The sequence below is a fragment of the Fulvitalea axinellae genome, assembly GCF_036492835.1.
Taxonomy (GTDB): domain Bacteria; phylum Bacteroidota; class Bacteroidia; order Cytophagales; family Cyclobacteriaceae; genus Fulvitalea; species Fulvitalea axinellae.
Genome location: NZ_AP025314.1, coordinates 4,047,133 through 4,064,824, shown reverse-complemented (window position 1 = coordinate 4,064,824; position 17,692 = coordinate 4,047,133). Strand labels below are relative to the sequence as shown.

General features: G+C 50.6%; 13 protein-coding genes. 4 read left to right on the top strand and 9 right to left on the bottom strand.

Features of this window, described 5'->3' with window-relative positions; genetic code table 11:
• Positions 1–11: 11 nt before the first annotated feature.
• The 7 genes from AABK39_RS15400 to AABK39_RS15370 all read right to left on the bottom strand — a co-directional run bounded on the left by AABK39_RS15400 (position 12) and on the right by AABK39_RS15370 (position 10,232).
• Positions 12–2,405 (bottom strand): glycoside hydrolase family 2 protein, encoded by a 2,394-nt coding sequence (locus tag AABK39_RS15400; protein ID WP_338392233.1) that lies wholly within the window; start codon positions 2,403–2,405, stop codon positions 12–14.
• Positions 2,406–2,623: 218 nt separating this feature from the next.
• Complete coding sequence (locus tag AABK39_RS15395; RefSeq protein WP_338392232.1) at positions 2,624–4,033, bottom strand: aminopeptidase P family protein; 1,410 nt, start codon at positions 4,031–4,033, stop codon at positions 2,624–2,626.
• Positions 4,034–4,201: 168 nt separating this feature from the next.
• On the bottom strand, positions 4,202–5,470 hold the full coding sequence (locus AABK39_RS15390; protein WP_338392231.1) for an NAD(P)/FAD-dependent oxidoreductase: 1,269 nt from the start codon (positions 5,468–5,470) through the stop codon (positions 4,202–4,204).
• 18 nt (positions 5,471–5,488) lie between these two features.
• Positions 5,489–6,592: a 4-hydroxyproline epimerase gene (locus AABK39_RS15385; protein ID WP_338392230.1), complete on the bottom strand. Its 1,104-nt coding sequence runs from the start codon at positions 6,590–6,592 to the stop codon at positions 5,489–5,491.
• Between the two features lie 129 nt (positions 6,593–6,721).
• Positions 6,722–7,690, bottom strand: a complete 969-nt coding sequence (gene lhpI / locus AABK39_RS15380; protein ID WP_338392229.1) for a bifunctional Delta(1)-pyrroline-2-carboxylate/Delta(1)-piperideine-2-carboxylate reductase — start codon at positions 7,688–7,690, stop codon at positions 6,722–6,724.
• Positions 7,691–7,762: 72 nt separating this feature from the next.
• Positions 7,763–9,283: an aldehyde dehydrogenase (NADP(+)) gene (locus AABK39_RS15375; protein WP_338392228.1), complete on the bottom strand. Its 1,521-nt coding sequence runs from the start codon at positions 9,281–9,283 to the stop codon at positions 7,763–7,765.
• A gap of 25 nt (positions 9,284–9,308) precedes the next feature.
• A complete protein-coding gene (locus AABK39_RS15370) occupies positions 9,309–10,232 on the bottom strand; it encodes a dihydrodipicolinate synthase family protein (protein ID WP_338394696.1) in 924 nt (307 codons plus the stop codon).
• Between the two features lie 202 nt (positions 10,233–10,434).
• Here AABK39_RS15370 and AABK39_RS15365 point away from each other — a divergent pair, with 202 nt between their 5' ends.
• Together AABK39_RS15365 and AABK39_RS15360 are read left to right on the top strand one after the other, a co-directional pair.
• Positions 10,435–11,304, top strand: a complete 870-nt coding sequence (locus AABK39_RS15365) for an AraC family transcriptional regulator (RefSeq protein ID WP_338392227.1) — start codon at positions 10,435–10,437, stop codon at positions 11,302–11,304.
• 258 nt (positions 11,305–11,562) lie between these two features.
• Positions 11,563–12,072 carry an RNA polymerase sigma factor gene (locus tag AABK39_RS15360; protein ID WP_338392226.1) on the top strand — a complete coding sequence of 170 codons (510 nt, stop codon included), beginning with the start codon at positions 11,563–11,565 and terminating at the stop codon, positions 12,070–12,072.
• 51 nt (positions 12,073–12,123) lie between these two features.
• Here AABK39_RS15360 and AABK39_RS15355 read toward each other — a convergent pair whose 3' ends face one another.
• Positions 12,124–13,323, bottom strand: a complete 1,200-nt coding sequence (locus tag AABK39_RS15355; protein WP_338392225.1) for an MFS transporter — start codon at positions 13,321–13,323, stop codon at positions 12,124–12,126.
• A gap of 274 nt (positions 13,324–13,597) precedes the next feature.
• Positions 13,598–14,992 carry a dihydrolipoyl dehydrogenase gene (gene lpdA / locus AABK39_RS15350; protein ID WP_338392224.1) on the bottom strand — a complete coding sequence of 465 codons (1,395 nt, stop codon included), beginning with the start codon at positions 14,990–14,992 and terminating at the stop codon, positions 13,598–13,600.
• Between the two features lie 262 nt (positions 14,993–15,254).
• Between lpdA and era the strand changes: the two genes are divergently transcribed.
• Positions 15,255–16,157 carry a GTPase Era gene (era, locus tag AABK39_RS15345; RefSeq protein ID WP_338392223.1) on the top strand — a complete coding sequence of 301 codons (903 nt, stop codon included), beginning with the start codon at positions 15,255–15,257 and terminating at the stop codon, positions 16,155–16,157.
• A gap of 197 nt (positions 16,158–16,354) precedes the next feature.
• Positions 16,355–17,662, top strand: coding sequence for a ribosome biogenesis GTPase Der (gene der / locus AABK39_RS15340; RefSeq protein ID WP_338392222.1), 1,308 nt, complete (start codon positions 16,355–16,357; stop codon positions 17,660–17,662).
• The last annotated feature ends 30 nt before the right edge of the window (positions 17,663–17,692 follow it).

Genomic DNA, 17,692 nt, shown 5'->3' with positions numbered 1-17,692 from the left:
ACCAATACGCCTTATAGCGTAATCTTTCCGCTTTTCAGTCCTACGCTTTTGGCGCTTACGGTGATTGTTCCGGCTTTGCCCGTACCCCTTACCAAAGCTCCGATTATTCCGGCTTCGGCCTTTATCGGGTTTTGGCCGATGATCTTGGCCGGACCTTCCACGCTAAACGTGATCTCGTTTTGGGCGTCGGGAACGGTGGTGCTGTTGGCGTCGGTTATCGTGGCGTAGACAAAGATCATATCACCGCTCTCCGGCTTGAATTTTTTACCCGAAATATCGGCCGTAAGGCTAAGTTTTGAGGCCTTTCCCGGTGTGCGTACGCTTGTCTCGGCCTGTTTTTTTCCTTTGAGATAACTCACGGCCTTCAGCTCTCCGGGTACGAATTTATTCAGGTCAAAAGAGAATGGAGGGTAGTTTAGCTCCGTGGAGGCCTCGTCGGTATCGGCCTTGCGTTTGCCTATCGATTTGCCATTGAGGAACAGCTCCACTTCGTCGGCGTTGGCGTATACGCGTACGTGCGGTTTCGACTTTTCGGTCCAATACGACGCGATATGGAGTACAGGACCGTGTGGCTGATCCTTGACGTTCTCGCTGGCGTCCCGCTGGCTTTGGAAGAAACGGTAGGCGAACTTCGGCAGGCGGAAAATATCCATCGGGCCGGAGTGTTCGAGGTCGGGAGAATAACCGCGGTTGTAATCGTACATTACCCAGATGGCGTCGCCCGTAGCTCTTGACCTGAGGTTGTCGTTATGGGCCTCTTGGTAGTTAAAGGCCTGCTGGATCAAGCGAACTTCGCCGGCGCCGCGCGGTTGGCGACTGTTGCGGTGCTCTTTCTTCAGCCCTTTGAATTCGGTTTGGTGGAAGCCGTGGTTTTGGGCGTAATATTCCCAATCACCGTATTCGCTCACTATCGACGGTTTGTTGTCCAATACCGGCGCGTTAAGCGGACGATGCACGCCTTTGCGGTCGTACTGGCAACCGCCGTGCTGTCTGGCTTCCACAAACATATCGAAGTCGCCTTCCTGCCAACTCGAGGTGATGTTCTGATCGCCGGGGAGTTCCTCTTTGGCCGCGTCGTTGAAGCGCTTTCTCATCGTTTCGTCTTGCCAGCTTTCGTTGAGAGAGGTTTCCCAAATCATGGCGCAGGCGTGGTTTCTGTCCCGGCGGATCATCTCGCGAACGTCGCGTACGGCCAAATCTTTGAACTTGTCGTTGCCGATAAACTGCCAGCCTGGGATGCAGTTCATCACTACGATTCCCAGCTCGTCGCAGGCGTCCATAAAAGCAGGCGAGTGCGGGTAATGCGAAAGGCGGATAAAGTCGAAACCGCCTTGCTTGATTTTGTAGGCGTCGCGGTAATCTGCCTCCGGCGAGATGGCGTAGCCTACGTACGGGTACTCCTGATGGCGGTTGGCGCCACGGAGATACGTCGGCTTTCCGTTGATAAGGAACCTGCGCTCCCCGTCAAACCCGATTCGGCGGATACCGATACGGGTTTCCACCATATCCACAGGTTTCCCGTTCTCCAACACTTCGGTGCGAAGAGTGTAGAGATGCGGATTTTCAGGCGACCAAAGGTTGGGCTTGTCCACGGTCATTTCCGTAGTGAAATTCAGGTCTTGGCCTGAAGCTAGGTCAAGATTTTCCGTGTTGGCGGAGCTTACGGCTCTTCCATTCTCCAACAAAGTGTTCTTGAGCGTAAAGCGACGTTTCTCTTTTCCGGTGTTACGGATATTGGCTTTGGCCGAAACCAGCGCCTGTTTTTCAGAAGCTTCGGGAAAAGTGGCGGTAATTCCTCCGCCACCGATGCGGTTGATCTCCACGTCTTCGGTAATATGGAGCGGTTCGCGGAAGATCAGGTTCACGTTACGGTAGATTCCTCCGTAAGAGGCGAAGTCGAGTTTGGAAATGGGTTTTCCGGGAGGAACCTCTGGGTTGTCGTTATTGTCTACGGTCAGCGCCAAGATGTTTTCCTCGCCGAATTTGGCGTGTGGCGTGATGTCATAAACGAAGGGAAGGAAGCCACCCTCGTGTCTTCCGAGCTTCTGGCCGTTGAGCCAAACGTCGGCCACGGTCATTACACCTTCGAAGCGGAGCAATACGTTTTGACCTTTGCGCTCTTGCGGAAGACTGAAAGTTTTGCGGTACCGGCCTTTGCCTTGCCATTGTCTTTTCATCACCAATTCTTCGACTTGCATAGTGTGCGGAATCATTACCTGATCCCATTTGCTATCGTCGAAGCCGGCGGTTTTCCAAGAGTCGCCTTTCGGTTGGGCTTTGGTGAAGGTCCAGTTTTTATTGAAATTCATATTCTCCCTGCCCTGAATCGTTGGGGCTGGTTTGCAGGACCAAATCCCGAAAAAAAGCAGGAGAATGATAAAATAATTGTGCAGTAGTCTTCTCATTTTGAAAAAGATAGGCGTTCAACAAATATCTTACTTCAAAACTAGTGGCGCAAAAATTAATAGCCAATAAGCTCGGGGAGGGCGATCGGTTTATTGGGGTCGGGTGAAAACGGGAGAAAACAGCGAGTGGGGGTGGAAATCGTCCCAGTGACGGAAAAGAGGAGGTTGTTTTGCAAAAAAAGCCAGCGTATAAAGATCTATGCGCTGGCTTAAGTGGGTCAGACTGTCTCGGTTATTGAGGCCATCAGGCTTTCGAGTTCGTCGGCGGACTGTGTTTTTTTCCTGCCGAGGGTGCGGCTTCCGTCTTTGGTAATCAGGACGTCCTCCTCGTTGCGGATGCCTCCGAAGTCTTTATATTTTTCCACTTCGCTGTAGTTGATAAAGTCTTCGAATTTCTTTTCGGCTTTCCAACGGTCAATCAGTTCAGGAATAAAATAGATTCCCGGCTCTACGGTGACTACGAATCCGGGCTCCAACGCTTTGCCCAAACGCAAAGACTTCAGGCCGAATTGCGTGCTTTTGAGTTTCGTGTCGGTGTAGCCTACGTACTGCTCGCCGAGATTTTCCATATCGTGGACGTCAAGCCCCATCATATGGCCGGTGCCGCATTGGAAAAACAGCGCATGGGCGCCTTGGGCGACTGCTTCGGCCGGATCGCCTTTCATAAGCCCGAGGCTGTTCATGCCTTCGGCGATTTTCAGACATGCGGCCCGGTGAGTTTCGGTGAATTCGGTGCCGGGCTTGAGCGTGTCCATCGCAGCCAAGTGGGCGCTGTAGACGACGTCGTAAACCTCCCGTTGTCTGGCGGTGAACTGTCCGGAGACCGGGATGGTGCTGGAAAGGTCGCCGGCGTAACCCGACCGCACTTCTGCACCGGCGTCAAGCAAGAGCAGGTCACCTTCTTGTAGTGTGTTGCCAGTGTAGTGATTATGGAGAATTTCGCCACGAATGGTCGCTATAGTTGGGAACGAGAGCGTACCGCCGGCGGCTTCGGCCACTTGCCTGATCTTGGCAGCGATAGTGTTTTCGTTTACGCCCGGACGCGCCATCGCTATGGCGGCTTCGTGCATATCGAGGGACAGGTTCACCGCTTTTTCAATTTCCACGATTTCCTCTTCGGACTTAATGGACCGCAAAGCGACAATGCCTTTGATCAGCGTAACGGAAGCGTTCAGGTTTACTTGATTAATTGGAATATCAAGCAAATCGGCTGTCTTGATCAGGTTCCGGTGACGGTATTGGGGAATATAGTGAATAGGCTGGTTTTGGATTTGACACTTGGCTATTTCTTCAACGAGTTTGTTGCTCGGAGCGGTGACTGTCACTCCGGCGCAGGTGGCCAATTCCGAGAGGTTAGGCATCGGGCCGGTCCAAACGATGTCGTCAATGCTCAAGTCATCGCCAAAGATTTTGGCTTCGCCCGTTTCGGTGTTGATGGTTCCGGCCAAACCTGGCTTGTTTATGCCGAAAAAGTAAAGGAACGTGCTGTCTTGGCGAAACGGATAGTGGTTGTCGGTGTAGTTCATCCCGACATTGTCGTTGCCAAGCAATAAAACGGTTCCTTTGCCGATGGATTCGGCCAGTTTACGTCTTCGCGCGACGTAAGTTTCTTTAGGGAAAAATGACATGGGTTTGAGTTTTGTTGTTTTGAATGGTTTGATTTTCCGGCTCTGTGAGTACAGGGTAAAAGGTAAAGCGTAAAGAGGTTGCTTGGAAATAATTTAGAGTCCTACAATTCAGTAGGTTGGTGTTCCTAGCGACGTTCTTTCCGACATAAACCAAATTACAGGGTGTACTTAATTGTAGCGATCCGGTGAGAGTTGTGCCAACGGAAGGCTCGGTTCCTTGCCGGAAACAATATCCGCTACCAGCTTGCCGGTGACCGGTCCCAGACTGACGCCCATCATGGCGTGGCCCGTGGCGGCTATCATATTCTGGTGATTCTGGAAGCGTCCGATATACGGAAGTCCATCGGGAGAGCAAGGGCGCAGACCGCTCCAAACGGGCAGTTTTCCCATATTTCCGGCAGGCATATCCGGGTAGTAGTCCGGAATGGACTTGAGGATACCTCTCACTTTTGCCTTGCGTACCGAAAGGTTCCGGCCAGTGAGTTCCATGGTTCCGCCTATGCGTAGGTTGTCGCCCATTGGAGTGACGGCGACTTTCGCCTCGCAGAAGATGGAAGGTACGGACGGTCTTTGCTCAAGGTTGGGTACCGTGACGCTGTAGCCTTTCCCAGCTATCATTGGAATGCTGGCGTTGAGGCCTTGCAGAAGCGTAGTGGAAAAAGCTCCGGCGGCCAAAACGAACTCGTCGGCTTCGTGGCGTTCGCCGTTTTGGGTCGTGAGGTGTTTGATTTGCCCGTTTACCTGTCCGAAGGTTTTCACTTCCGCTCCGTTGACTATTTCCACGCCTTTGCTTTTGAGAAAATCCTCCAAAGCGTCGCAGAATTCCACAGGATCTATGTGCGCGTCTTTGACGTAGTGGACGCCCCCGCGGACGTTGACCTTGATGCCGGGTTCGAGTTCCTGTACTTGTTTGGCGTCAAGCATATCAGCTTGGATTCCGATTTTTTCGGCCATTTTCGCCGTTTCGGTTTCTTCTTGCTGAGCCTTGGCGGTATTGTAAAGCATTAATAGCCCTTTTTCTCCAAAAGAAAAATCGATATCGTCACTTTGAGCGAATTCGGCGAAGAGGGACCGGCTCATCAGGTTCAGGTCCTTGAGTATGCCGGCTGACGAACGGACATGACCATCATTAGCTGAGCGATAGAATTTCCAGAGCCAAGAAATCAGCTCGCTGTCCAGCGATGGTTTTATGCTGAACGGACTTTCCGGGCTGAACATCCATTTGATGCCTTTGGCGATTACGCCCGGAGCGGCTAACGGTATGAAATGACTCGGAACGATCATGCCGGCGTTGCCCGCTGAACAGGCTTGCCCGGTTTTTTCCTCTTTTTCGAGAATAGTGACTTGGTGACCGTCTTGACGGAGATAGTAGGCGGCGCACAGACCGACTATTCCTCCGCCAACGATAACGATTTTCTTCTGTATAGTTTCGGGCATATGATGTTTTTGAAGTAGTTAAATTACCTGAAAACCGTGGGCGTATGGATCGTCTTCCGGATCGATGAAAATGTTATTGTATCCGGTCACTCTTGCCCAACCTTCGATACTCGGGATAATGGCGGGGTAGCTTTCCAAGGTAAGTTGGTCGTCTTTGCCACCGTCGATGCTGATTCCGGTTGATTCGGCCGAGTTGAGCGCGTTTTTACTTTCGCTTCCTTTTTGTTTGGCCTCTACTATGAGCGTGTCTTCGACTTTTCCGACGAACTTGCTGCCGATTACGGATTCGTGAACGAAGGTATCGCCTTTTTTGAGCTTGCCTTTGGCCACCCATTGGGCCATCCGGGCTGAAGTGCCTGTACCGCAAGGTGAGCGGTCGATGGCTTTGTCACCGTAGAAAACCGCGTTTCGGGCGTCGGCTTCGTCCGAGAGTGTGTCGCCAGTCCAGAGAAGGTGGCTCAGGCCGTTGATGCGGGAGTCTTCCGGATGGACGAACTCGTATTTCTCGTTCAGGCGTTTGCGTATTTCCGGGCTGTATTGCGCCAGCTGTGATGCGGTGAAGTCTTGGATTCCGGAGAAGTTTTTTTGCGGATCAACAATGGCGTAGAAGTTCCCGCCATAGGCTACGTCCACTGTCAACATGCCGAGATCAGGACTTTCCACTTCAAGGTTTTCCTTGTAAAGAAAAGCGGGAACGTTGGTCAGTTTGACCGATTTTACCTTGTTTCCTACTTGGGTATATTCCACCAGCACAAGCCCGGCGGGAGTTTCCATGCGAATTTTACCGGGAACTTTCGGGGTGATCAAACCTTCCTCTACGGCGATGGTGATTGTGCCGATAGTACCGTGACCACACATAGGCAGGCAACCGCTGGTTTCGATGAAAAGGACGGCTACGTCGTTGGCTTCGTCGTGTGGCGGGTAAAGGATACTTCCGGACATCATGTCATGGCCGCGTGGCTCGAACATCAGGCCGGTACGGATCCAGTCGTATTCTTCGAGGAAATGCTTGCGCTTCTCAAGCATATTGTCACCCTTAAGGTCAGGACCACCGCCGGCAACGACGCGTACGGGATTGCCGCAGGTGTGGGCGTCTACGCAAAAGAATGTTTTTTTAGGCATAAAAGAAGTCGGTTTGAGTTGATGCGTGTCGTTGTTCGGTACGTTGTCATAATTTAATCAAAACATTTGTTATTCGCTTAAAAACAGTTTGTTGTGGTGCGTTTTAGTGTTTTGACTCGGGCTGACAACTTAGGCTTCGTTGAGTTGCGGGAGCCTTTCGTCAATTAACTGCGCGGCGGTGAGGTCTTCCAAAGCATGTCCGACAGATTTGAACATGGTGATGGTTTCGGCGGTACGGCTGGCTGTTTTTTCTTTTTTGCAGAGCTCGAACAGGTCGGCGCGGATTTCTTCGAGTTTCAGTGTGCCTTCCTCAAGCGGAATCCGGATATCGCCGCATTCTTTTGTGGCTCCGGCGTACGTGTCCACATAAACTTCGGAACGGAGGATGCAATCGTCGTCGGCCTCGCGCATATCGGGGCGATAGGCGCCAACCAAGTCGAGGTGTTGGCCCGGGCGGAGCCATTTTCCGGAAATTAACGGAGTTTGGCTCAATGTGGCGCAACTGATGATATCGGCTTCGGCAACCGCGCTTTCCAGATTTTCGGCAATGGAAAATGTGATGTGTTCGAGGGCGTTGTCGGCTACAAGTTCTTCGGCGAGTTGTTTCGCCTTTTCAGGGGTTCTTCCCCAAAGCGTTACTTTTTCGATAGGTCTGGCGGCCGAGTGGGCTTTTATCAGCTCGGGCGCCAAGGCTCCCGTGCCTACCATAAGCAGGTGTTTGCTGTCGGGGGCGGAAAGGAATCTTGAGGCCAGGGCCGAAGCGGCCGCGGTGCGTTTTACAGTTAGCGTTTTTGCGTCGCAGAGGGCTTTCGGGGTTCCGGTGTCGCCATCCATAAGCAGGTATAGGCCTTGGATTGCCGGCAGGTCATGCTTTCCGTTTTCTGGTGAGACGGTAACGATTTTCACCCCGACGTGCTTGCCGGCTTCCCAAGCGGGCATTAGCAACAGGGTAGATTCCCTGTCGGCGTTGGGGTTGTCGTAGTCGTGGTGATGCCGTTGCGGAATGGTGTAGTTGCCTTGGAAAGCTTGTTCCAGCCTGTCGATCAGGCTAGGGAAGTCCAATAACGGACTGATTTCCTCTTTGGAGATAAAACGCATAAGCTGAAAGGGTAAATACCCCCGGATGGTACGGTCCGGGGGCGTGGGTTTCAGGTGTTCGGGGTACGGTTGTCAGTTGATCTTTTCGGTGCTCAACGAGTTGTTGACCAAGCGCCAGATGTTTAGCGGGTTTTCGTCTTTGAGCTCGTCGGGCAACAGGCTTTGCGGCCAGCTCTGGTAAGAGACCGGGCGGGCGAAGCGCTTGATGGCGTCGGTGCCGACCGATGTGAATCTGGAGTCGGTAGAAGCCGGGTATGGGCCTCCGTGATGCATAGAAGGGCAAACTTCTACGCCGGTTGGTACTCCGTTAAAGATGATTCGTCCGGTGCGGGCCAATAGGGCGTCGATAGCCTGGCTGTATTTTTCCAGCGATGGCTCAGACCCGATTACCGTGGCGGTCAATTGGCCGGAAAGCGCTTCGATGGCTTCGAGCAATTCGTCTTCGCCGGTGTAGCGAACGAGCAACGAGTAAGGCCCGAACACTTCCTTGTGCAATTCCGGATTGGCGATAAACGTACGGGCGTCGACGCTGGCTACGGTTGGTGCGCCTTCGATGTTAGCGTTATTGGCTTTTGTCGAAGATTCTCCGATAACCGTGATTCCTTTTTGTTCCAAAGCGTTCGCCAATGAAGCGTCATAGCCGTTTTTGACTTTGCCGTTTAGCATTTTCGCTGGCGCAATGTCGGAAATGGCTTTGGCCAGATTATAGGCGAACAGGTTGGCTTTTTCTCCGTCTTTGATCAGTAAAAGACCGGGGTTGGTGCAGAATTGGCCAACGCCGAGCGTGATTGATCCGGCGTAGGTTTTTGCCCAGTCTTCGGCGTTTTCTTCCAAAGCTTCGGGAAGGATGAGTACAGGATTGATGCTTCCCATTTCGGCGAAAACGGGAATAGGTTCTTTGCGTTGGGCGGCGAGATCGAATAGTATGCGTCCGGCGTATTCAGAGCCCGTGAATCCAACGGCTTTGCAGATCGGGTGCTTTACGATGGCTTGGCCTACCGTAGCGCCGGAGCCGTGAACCAAGGTAAAGGCGTTTTCAGGCATTCCGGTCCTTTCGGCGGCTTTCTGGATCGCTAGGGCTACCCAATCGCTGGTTTCCGGGTGGCCTTCGTGGGCTTTCATTACCACACTGTTTCCTCCGGCAAGGGCCGAAGCGGTGTCGCCACCGGCGGTAGAGAAAGCCAAGGGGAAATTGCTGGCGCCGAAAACGGCTACAACGCCCAGCGGACGGAGCATTTTGCGCAGGTCGGCTTTTGGCAGAGGCTGACGGTCAGGGATGGCGGTATCGATGGTGGCGTCTACCCACGAGCCTTCGCGGATGAGGTCGGCGAACAGGTTGAGCTGCCCGACGGTACGCCCGCGTTCGCCGACGATACGGCCTTCCGGTAAGCCGGATTCGTTCATTGCGGCGTTAACGAGGTTATCGCCGAGGGCTAGGATTTCCTCGCCGATAGCGACAAGGAAGTCCGCTTTCCGCTCTCCCGAAAGGTTCTTGAGCTCTTCGGAAGCCAGAAAGCTGTCCCGCATCAACTTTTCGAGGGTCTCCTCGGAAGGCGAACGGAAGATGTTCTTTGAGGCGTTGATGATTTCCATTTCGATTATTATGGTTATGGTCGGTTTATGCGAAGGCGGCTGTTACGGACTCAACTTCAGGAAGCTCGGGGCGATTGGCGATTCCATTGTCGATGATTTCCTGCACTCTTGCTCTCTCTTCCCCAACAAGCGGAAGGCGCGGTGCGCGGACGTGCTCTGTGCCGAGTCCCAAGGCTGTTTCCGCCAATTTGATATAATGCACAAGTTTCGGATGGATGTCGAGTTCCAGAAGAGGGAGGAACCAGCGGTAGATATCGAGAGCCTCTTGAAGGCGTCCTGTTTTCTGAAGGTTGAAGATCGTGACGGTTTCTTTCGGGAATGCGCATACGAGTCCGGCTACCCACCCGTCGGCGCCCACACATAAAGTCTCCAAGGCCAAAGTGTCAACTCCGCAAAGAATTTTGAATCGATCACCAAAGCGGTTACGCATCCGTGTCACGTTGGAGATGTCACGAGTCGACTCTTTTACCGCTTGGATATTCGGGCATTCGGCCAGTTCGGCGAACATGTCGAGCGTTACCGTGATTTTGTAATCTACCGGGTTGTTGTATATCATGATCGGCAGTTCGGTGCTGTTGGCTATGGCTTTGAAGTATTCCACGGTTTCTCTGTCATCGGCCAAATAACGCATCGGAGGGAGGATCATTAAACCTGAGGCCCCGTTGGCTTTTGCGTTTGCGGCGGCGCGTATTGCTTCCGAAGTCGACTGCTCGGCGATATTGATAATTACGGGAATCTTGCCTTCCACATGCTTTACGGTTTCCCTGATAAGGGTGGCTTTTTCCTCTTCGGTAAGGGTGCTGGCTTCGCCAAGGGTTCCGCCCAGGATAATGCCGTCCACGCCAGCTTCAACTTGGGCGTCGAGGTTGGTTCTGAACATATCCAAATCCAGCTGATCGTCTGTGGTGAATTTTGTGGTAACAGCAGGGTAAACTCCGTTCCAGTGAATCTTCATAGGTCAAATGATAAAAATTAGAGATTTAGTTGTTGAAGTTCGGGTAGCTACTTTGCGGTGCGAACGTGATAATCAATTTATCGGTGGGTAAATTACGGCTAAATACAGGTATAAAACTTTGAAAATTTTGACCAAAACAATAAAAATCTTTTCTTTAATGGGTAAAATGTCTATTATTTTATCGGTGTGAGCGTTTATGAAAAAACCATTACTCTTTAAGATTCCGAGTTCCGACAAGGAATCGTTTAAGGTTGTGTTCGACGACCAACCTTATTTTTACGACCCTCTGCATTTCCACCCGGAACTGCAACTTACCTACATAATGGAGGGGAGCGGGACCTTCTTTATCGGCGACCATATTCAGAATTTCAAGGCCGGTGACGTGATCCTAATAGGATCGAATTTGACTCACGTATTTCGTAACGACAAAGTATACTATGAGGAAGGATCAGACCTGCGGGCAAAGGCAGTTTCCTTCTTCTTTACGGAGGAATCATTCGGGACGGACTTCTTCTCATTGCCCGAATGCTACAGGATAAAGAAGCTGTTGGAGCGATCGTCTCGCGGGGTTCAGGTGCGGGGAGAGACCCGGAGGAAAGTAGCCTCCATGATGAGGAAGGTGAAGGAGTATGACGGTTTCCGCAGATTATTGTTTTTTCTGGAAATACTGTCCTGTATAGCACTTTCCGATGAAGTGGAATATTTGTCGAGCGTTGGCTATACCCGTTATCTGCGCGAGGCTGACAGCCGAAAAATCAACGATGTTTTCGAATATGTGCTGACCAATTTTCCATATCAGGTGAAGTTGCAGGAAGTGGCGGAAATCGCCAATATGAGCGTAACGTCGTTTTGCCGTTATTTTAAGCTGAGGACAAGGAAAACCTTTTCGCTGTTTTTGAATGAAATACGGGTAGGCCACGCCTGTAAACTTCTGAAAAGTAATAAGCATAACGTTTCGGAAATCTGCTACGAGTGTGGGTTTAATAACATATCGAACTTTAACCGCCAATTCAAGGCTATAACCGGCTATACCCCCACTGAATTTAAAAGAAGATACAGCGTCTAACCAACCCGTGTCATCACCACAAACCGAACAGAAAGCTTGCGTCACGTAAGCTTTTTTTTTGCCCTTACGGCACGTGTGCCAATTTTTATTATTCCTCAAATCATTTTTTTAGTTCTGTTGTGGCCGATCATTTGCGTGAACCATCTCAGAAGGATCTTGTTAATCCACTATCCAGTGCTATTCTCTGGTTTGGGCCTCGGGCCTGATCGGGGATGGTCCCGGGCTTTGGTCCGGAAGAACCCATAAACACAGATGCATATGACCGGAATAGAATTCAGCAACAACATCAACAAGCTGTCTTCATCGCTCAGACCCTTTGCCTTGCGATTGACCAAGGACCCGGAAGAGGCGAACGATTTATTGCAAGAGACGGTATTGAAGGCGTTTAACAACCGGGACAAGTTCGCTGCCGGAACTAACCTGAAGGCCTGGCTTTACACCATCATGAAGAACACCTTCATCACCAACTATCAGAGAATGGTGCGGAGAAACACTTTTATAGATACGACCGACAATCTCCACTATATCAACTCTTCGGGTAATATCACGGAAAACATGGCCTATTCGGGCTTTGCCATTACGGATATCAAAAAGGCCATCGCCAAGTTGGAAGACAATTACCGCATACCTTTCCTAATGCACTTTCGGGGATTTAAATATCATGAGATCGCCGATAAGCTGGAGATCCCGATAGGGACAGTGAAGAACAGAATCCACATCGCCAGAAAGGAATTGAAGTTTATGCTTAAAAACTACGAGATGAAATAAGAATACTATTTGGATGATAATGGAAAACGGAGCGGGTAATCGTTCCGTTTTTTATTTGCCCAATTTTTCGGCTCTGGACGCCAATACTTGTTTTCTTTTTGGAATAACAAAGCAGAAGACGCTGATTCCTAAAAAGGCTAAAGAGTAAAGAAAAGCGAGAGCGGGAAATGTGGCGTCGGTGGAAAGTTCTTTTAATGGAAATACGCTTAATGGGCCGAAAAGCATACCTGATGAGTATGCCAAATTAAAAGCCGCGTAAACGGCGGCGGGGTTGGCGTTGTATTTTTCAGAAATAGAGCTGATATGGGGGAGAATCGGGACAAAGAAAAAACTGAAAAACACTCCGAAAGCGTTTAGGATGAGTAATAGAACCCAAGTATTGGCCACGCTGGCCAAAAGGCTGAAAGAGATGAGGGTTAAGGCCAAATTGCCGAAAATCATCCTTGGCTTATTGCGCTTGTCGGCTATTCTTCCGCTGATATTGTAGAAAATTCCAGTGACGACGGTTAGCCAGCCGAAAGCGAAACCTATCTGAGTAGCGCTATAGCCGAGTTTGGCTCTCATAAAAAACGGCAAAACGGGTTCTATTACCGTCGCCATACTGGAACCGACGACTATAAGGGCCAGATATCCGAGAATATCCGGACGGAAAAGGGGGCGGTAACTGAATTTTTGGGGAGCCTCCTGCTTTTGGTCTTTTAGCAAGAACATTCTAATGAGCAAATCGCTGACGGCCAAAGTGGCGGCGATAATAAATGGAGCTTCGAAACCGAAATGGTCATAAACGAATCCGGCAAGAGGAGGCCCCGCCAACATACCAGCTGACATTCCCGAATAAACGATTCCCGTAGCCCGCCCACGTTCCTCGGAGGGGAAATAATCGGAAATAAGTGCCAAGCCCGCTGTCCACGAAACCGTGGCCGAAATGCCTTGTAGTGCCCGGGCTAACATAAGTTCGGGATAACCTTCCACAAAAGCGAAAAGCAATGAGCTGAAAGCCATGCCTGCCAGTCCGGCCAGCATAACTGGGCGTTTGCCAAGTTTGTTGGAAAGGAAGCCCGCGATAGGAGTGAAAATAATCAGGGCGGCGGCGTAGATAACGTAAAGTCCGTTTACTTGGGCTGTGCTTAGACTAAACTTCGTAGCGATATCCGGCAAAAGCGGAACGATAAGACTATAAATAAGCGTATCGATGAAAATGGCGTAAGTGATGACGAATAGCGCCGTCTTTTTCGGGTTTGGCCTTTTCATATTTATCGCTCGTAGTCTTTTTTGGTATTTGATTAAGAGTTGGACGTTCCTTTTTGTACCCGCCCCAAAGTGATTTTGTTTGTGGAGCTTACCTGTTTGTTAAAATGGGAAATAAGCCCGAGATGTGTTCCCGATTAGGTTTTTTAATTTTTGAATTAGGTCTTAGGACCTAAGACTTAATGCCAATTACCTAATGCCAAAAAAGTAAGGCCGGCAAAGCGTAACCATGTCGGTTTACCTTGCCGGCCTTATCATTAGTTTATTGGCTTAATTCTTACAAGTGAATTGCTTCGTCGTAAGCGTCCTCAGTGGCGTCTTTCACTGCCTCCGACAGGGTCGGGTGCGGGTGAACGGCCGAGAGGATTTCGTGAGCCGTAGTCTCCAGCTTGCGGGCCACTACGATCTCGGCGATCATTTCCGTAACATTGGCTCCGATCATATGAGCGCCCAAAAGCTCGCCGTACTTGGCGTCGTAAATTACTTTTACGAAACCTTCGTTGTGCCCGGCGGCGGTGGCTTTGCCCGAAGCTGAGAATGGGAATTTGCCCACTTTCAATTCGTAACCGGCCTCTTTGGCGGCTTTCTCGGTCATACCTACCGAAGCGATCTCCGGAGAGCAGTAAGTACAGCCAGGGATGTTGCCGTAGTCCAAAGGCTCGGGAGTCATGCCCTTGATCTTCTCAACGCAGATGATGGCTTCCGCTGAAGAAACGTGAGCCAAAGCAGGCCCTTTTACGATATCGCCGATAGCGTAAACGCCCGGGATGTTCGTCTTGTAGTAATCGTCAACGATCACTTTGCCGCGGTCGGTCATTACACCAACGTCCTCAAGGCCGATGCCCTCGATGTTGGTAGATACGCCAACGGCCGACAATACAACGTCCGCCTCGATAGTCTCTTCGCCTTTCTTGGTTTTTACGGTCACTACGCACTTCTCGCCCGAAGTGTCAACCGACGTAACCTCGGCGTTGGTCTTGATCTTAACCTTACGCTTTTTGAACGAACGTTCCAATGCTTTAGAAACTTCCTCGTCCTCTACCGGTACGATGTTCGGCATATATTCCACTACCGTCACCTGCGTGCCGATTGTGCTGTAGAAATGGGCGAACTCGATTCCGATAGCGCCTGACCCCACAACCACCATCGATTCAGGTTGCTTTTCCAAAGACATCGCTTGGCGGTAGCCGATGATTTTCTTTCCGTCGATAGGCAATGCCGGCAACTCGCGGGCGCGGGCTCCGGTGGCCAAGATGATATGGTCTGCGCCGTACTCCGTTACTGTTCCGTCTTCGGCGGTCACTTCCACCTTTTTACCGGTTTTCAGTTTGCCGAAACCTTTGAGTACGTCGATATTGTTTTTCTTCATCAAGAAGGTGATGCCCTGGCTCATTTTGCCGGCCACACCGCGGCTACGCTTCACCATCGCCCCGAAATCGGCTTTGGCGTCGCCTACCGTTACTCCGTAATCTTGCGCGTGGTTAATGTACTCGAATACTTGAGCGCTTTTGAGCAGGGCTTTGGTCGGGATACAGCCCCAGTTCAGGCAAATACCGCCGAGTTCGGCTTTCTCCACTACCGCTGTCTTAAAGCCAAGCTGTGAGGCGCGGATTGCGGCAACGTAGCCACCGGGGCCACTGCCGATTACAATCAAGTCATATTTCGCGGACATAGTTGATCTCTTTATTGTTGAATACGGGCCCAATTTATGGCTTTTTGCCTTGATAAAAAATAATTAACCCTTGCTTTGGCCTGTTCCGTCGGATCGAAAAAATCGATAACAGAGTCGGTATCCTTCCCGGAAAATCAAAAGTCCTGAACCTCCCGTATCGCTATCCGTTTCCTTTCTACAGGGCTAGTTAAGGGGGATTCGGAGACCGGGAATCACCATTTCCCGAAAAAACGAGTATCTTCGCGGAAATCAAATAATCGAAATGGTTGAGGAAAAGACGCATAAGGCCGGTTTTGTAAGTATTATCGGCAAACCGAACGTGGGTAAATCCACGCTCATGAACGCGCTGGTGGGGGAGAAGCTCTCGATCATCACGTCCAAGGCGCAGACCACGCGCCACCGCATCTTCGGAATCCTTAGCGGAGAGGATTTTCAGGTAGTGTACTCCGATACGCCCGGTATTTTGGCGCCGGAATACGAGCTTCATCGCTCTATGATGGGTTTCGTAAACGCTTCCTTGGAAGACGCCGACGTGATTTTGTTCGTTACGGACTTGTATGAGAAGATCGACCCAGAGGACGAGGCTCTCAAAAAACTCCGCAAATCGGACGTGCCGGTGATTCTTGTTCTCAACAAAATCGATCAGGCCGTGGGTACCCAGGCCGAGGACAAGCTGAAGTATTGGCAAGAGGCCGTACAGGCCAAGCACACCATTATGGTTTCGGCCTTGGAGAAAACCAATACGCTGGAACTGTTCTCCCTTATCATGGAGGAAATGCCGGTGCATCCGCCGTATTTTCCAAAAGATGAACTTACGGACAAATCCGAGCGCTTTTTCGCTTCGGAAATAATCCGCGAGAAGATTTTCCTTAATTATAAAAAAGAGGTGCCTTACAGCTGTGAGGTGGAGGTGGAGTCATTTGTGGAGGAAGAGAAGATTATCCGCATTCGAGCCATTATCTATGTCGAGCGTAAAAGCCAACGTGGAATCATCATCGGAAAAGGTGGTGAAGCGATTAAGAAAGTGGGAATTCAATCCCGTACTGATATGGAAGAGTTTTTTGGAAAACAGGTTTTTCTGGAAACTCACGTGAAGATTGAGCCTGATTGGCGTAAAAAAGACATCAAGCTTAAGCGTTTCGGTTACGATCAGGATTGGGGGTGATTCCCGGATCGAAATCGTAAATCAAAAAAATGATAATATATAGGAGTCCGAAAGACTCGGGGCGCGGAAGGTCCTCTCAACCACCCAACGCCTTGCTGATCTGAAACGGCTCCTCAATAATAAGGGCAAGCAGCTGGCGAACCGTCCATGCGAATCCGGCCAAAGCCCGCATACCGAGAAAACAGAATTTTACAACAGTGGCAAATATTGTAGCGATTGTGGGTCGCCCGAACGTGGGGAAATCGACCCTTTTCAACAGACTGGTCGAAAAGAAACAGGCCATCATGGACGACGAAGCCGGCGTAACCCGCGACCGCCATTACGGGTATGGCGAGTGGATCGGGAAAAACTACACCGTAATTGATACGGGAGGTTACGTAACCGGATCGGAGGATACCTTCGAGTCGGCAATTCGCGAGCAGGTGAAGGAAGCCATCGACGAGGCTACCGTGATCCTGTTTATGGTGGACTCGCACACTGGTCTTACGGGAATGGATAAGGATTTCGCCAACATTTTGCGCGAAGTGAAAAAGCCGGTGTTTATCGTGGCCAACAAGGCGGACAACACCGAGTACTCGTTCCAGTCGGCTGAGTTTTACGAGTTGGGAATGGGTGAGGTTTATCCTGTTTCTTCGGCCAACGGTTCAGGCACAGGTGATTTGCTTGACGAGGTAGTGAAGGAATTCCAAACCGAAGACGAGGGAAATCCGGACGAGGGAGTGCCCCGTATCGCGGTGGTTGGACGCCCGAACGCGGGAAAATCGTCTTTTGTGAACCTGTTGTTGGGCAAAGAGCGTAACATCGTGACCGATATTGCGGGTACAACTCGCGATTCGATCAACAGCCGTTACAAGGCCTTCGGCAAAGACTTTATTCTGACTGATACTGCGGGTATCCGCCGTAAGTCGCGAGTAAAAGAGAATATCGAGTTCTATTCGGTGATGCGCGCTATTCAGTCCATTCAGGATTGCGATGTTTGTATCTTGATGGTGGACGCTACCCGCGGTTTCGAAGCTCAGGATATGAGTATCCTTAGCTTGGCCAACAAGTACAAGAAAGGTGTGGTGATCATGATGAATAAGTGGGATTTGGTTGAAAAGGACCATAAGACCGCTGTCAAGATCCAGAAAGGCCTTAAGGAGAAATTGGGGCCGTTGGGTTATATTCCTGTTCTGTTTACTTCGGTATTGACCAAACAGCGTGTTCTCAAAACCGTAGAAGAGGCGATTCAGGTGTTCGAAAACCGCAGTAAGCGTATTCCTACCTCTGAGCTGAACGAGTTTATGCTGAAGGTGATCGAATCGTACCCGCCACCGGCAACCAAAGGAAAGCATATCAAGATCAAATACGTGACGCAGTTGCCTACCAAGGTGCCGTCGATCGCATTCTTCTGTAACTTGCCTCAGTATATCAAAGAGCCGTACCAAAGATTCTTGGAAAACCGTTTCCGCGAAGAGTACGGCTTTGAGGGAGTGCCGATCAATATGTTCTTCCGTCAGAAATAACGACTTTCCGGGGTCCGTCTTAGGGCCTCG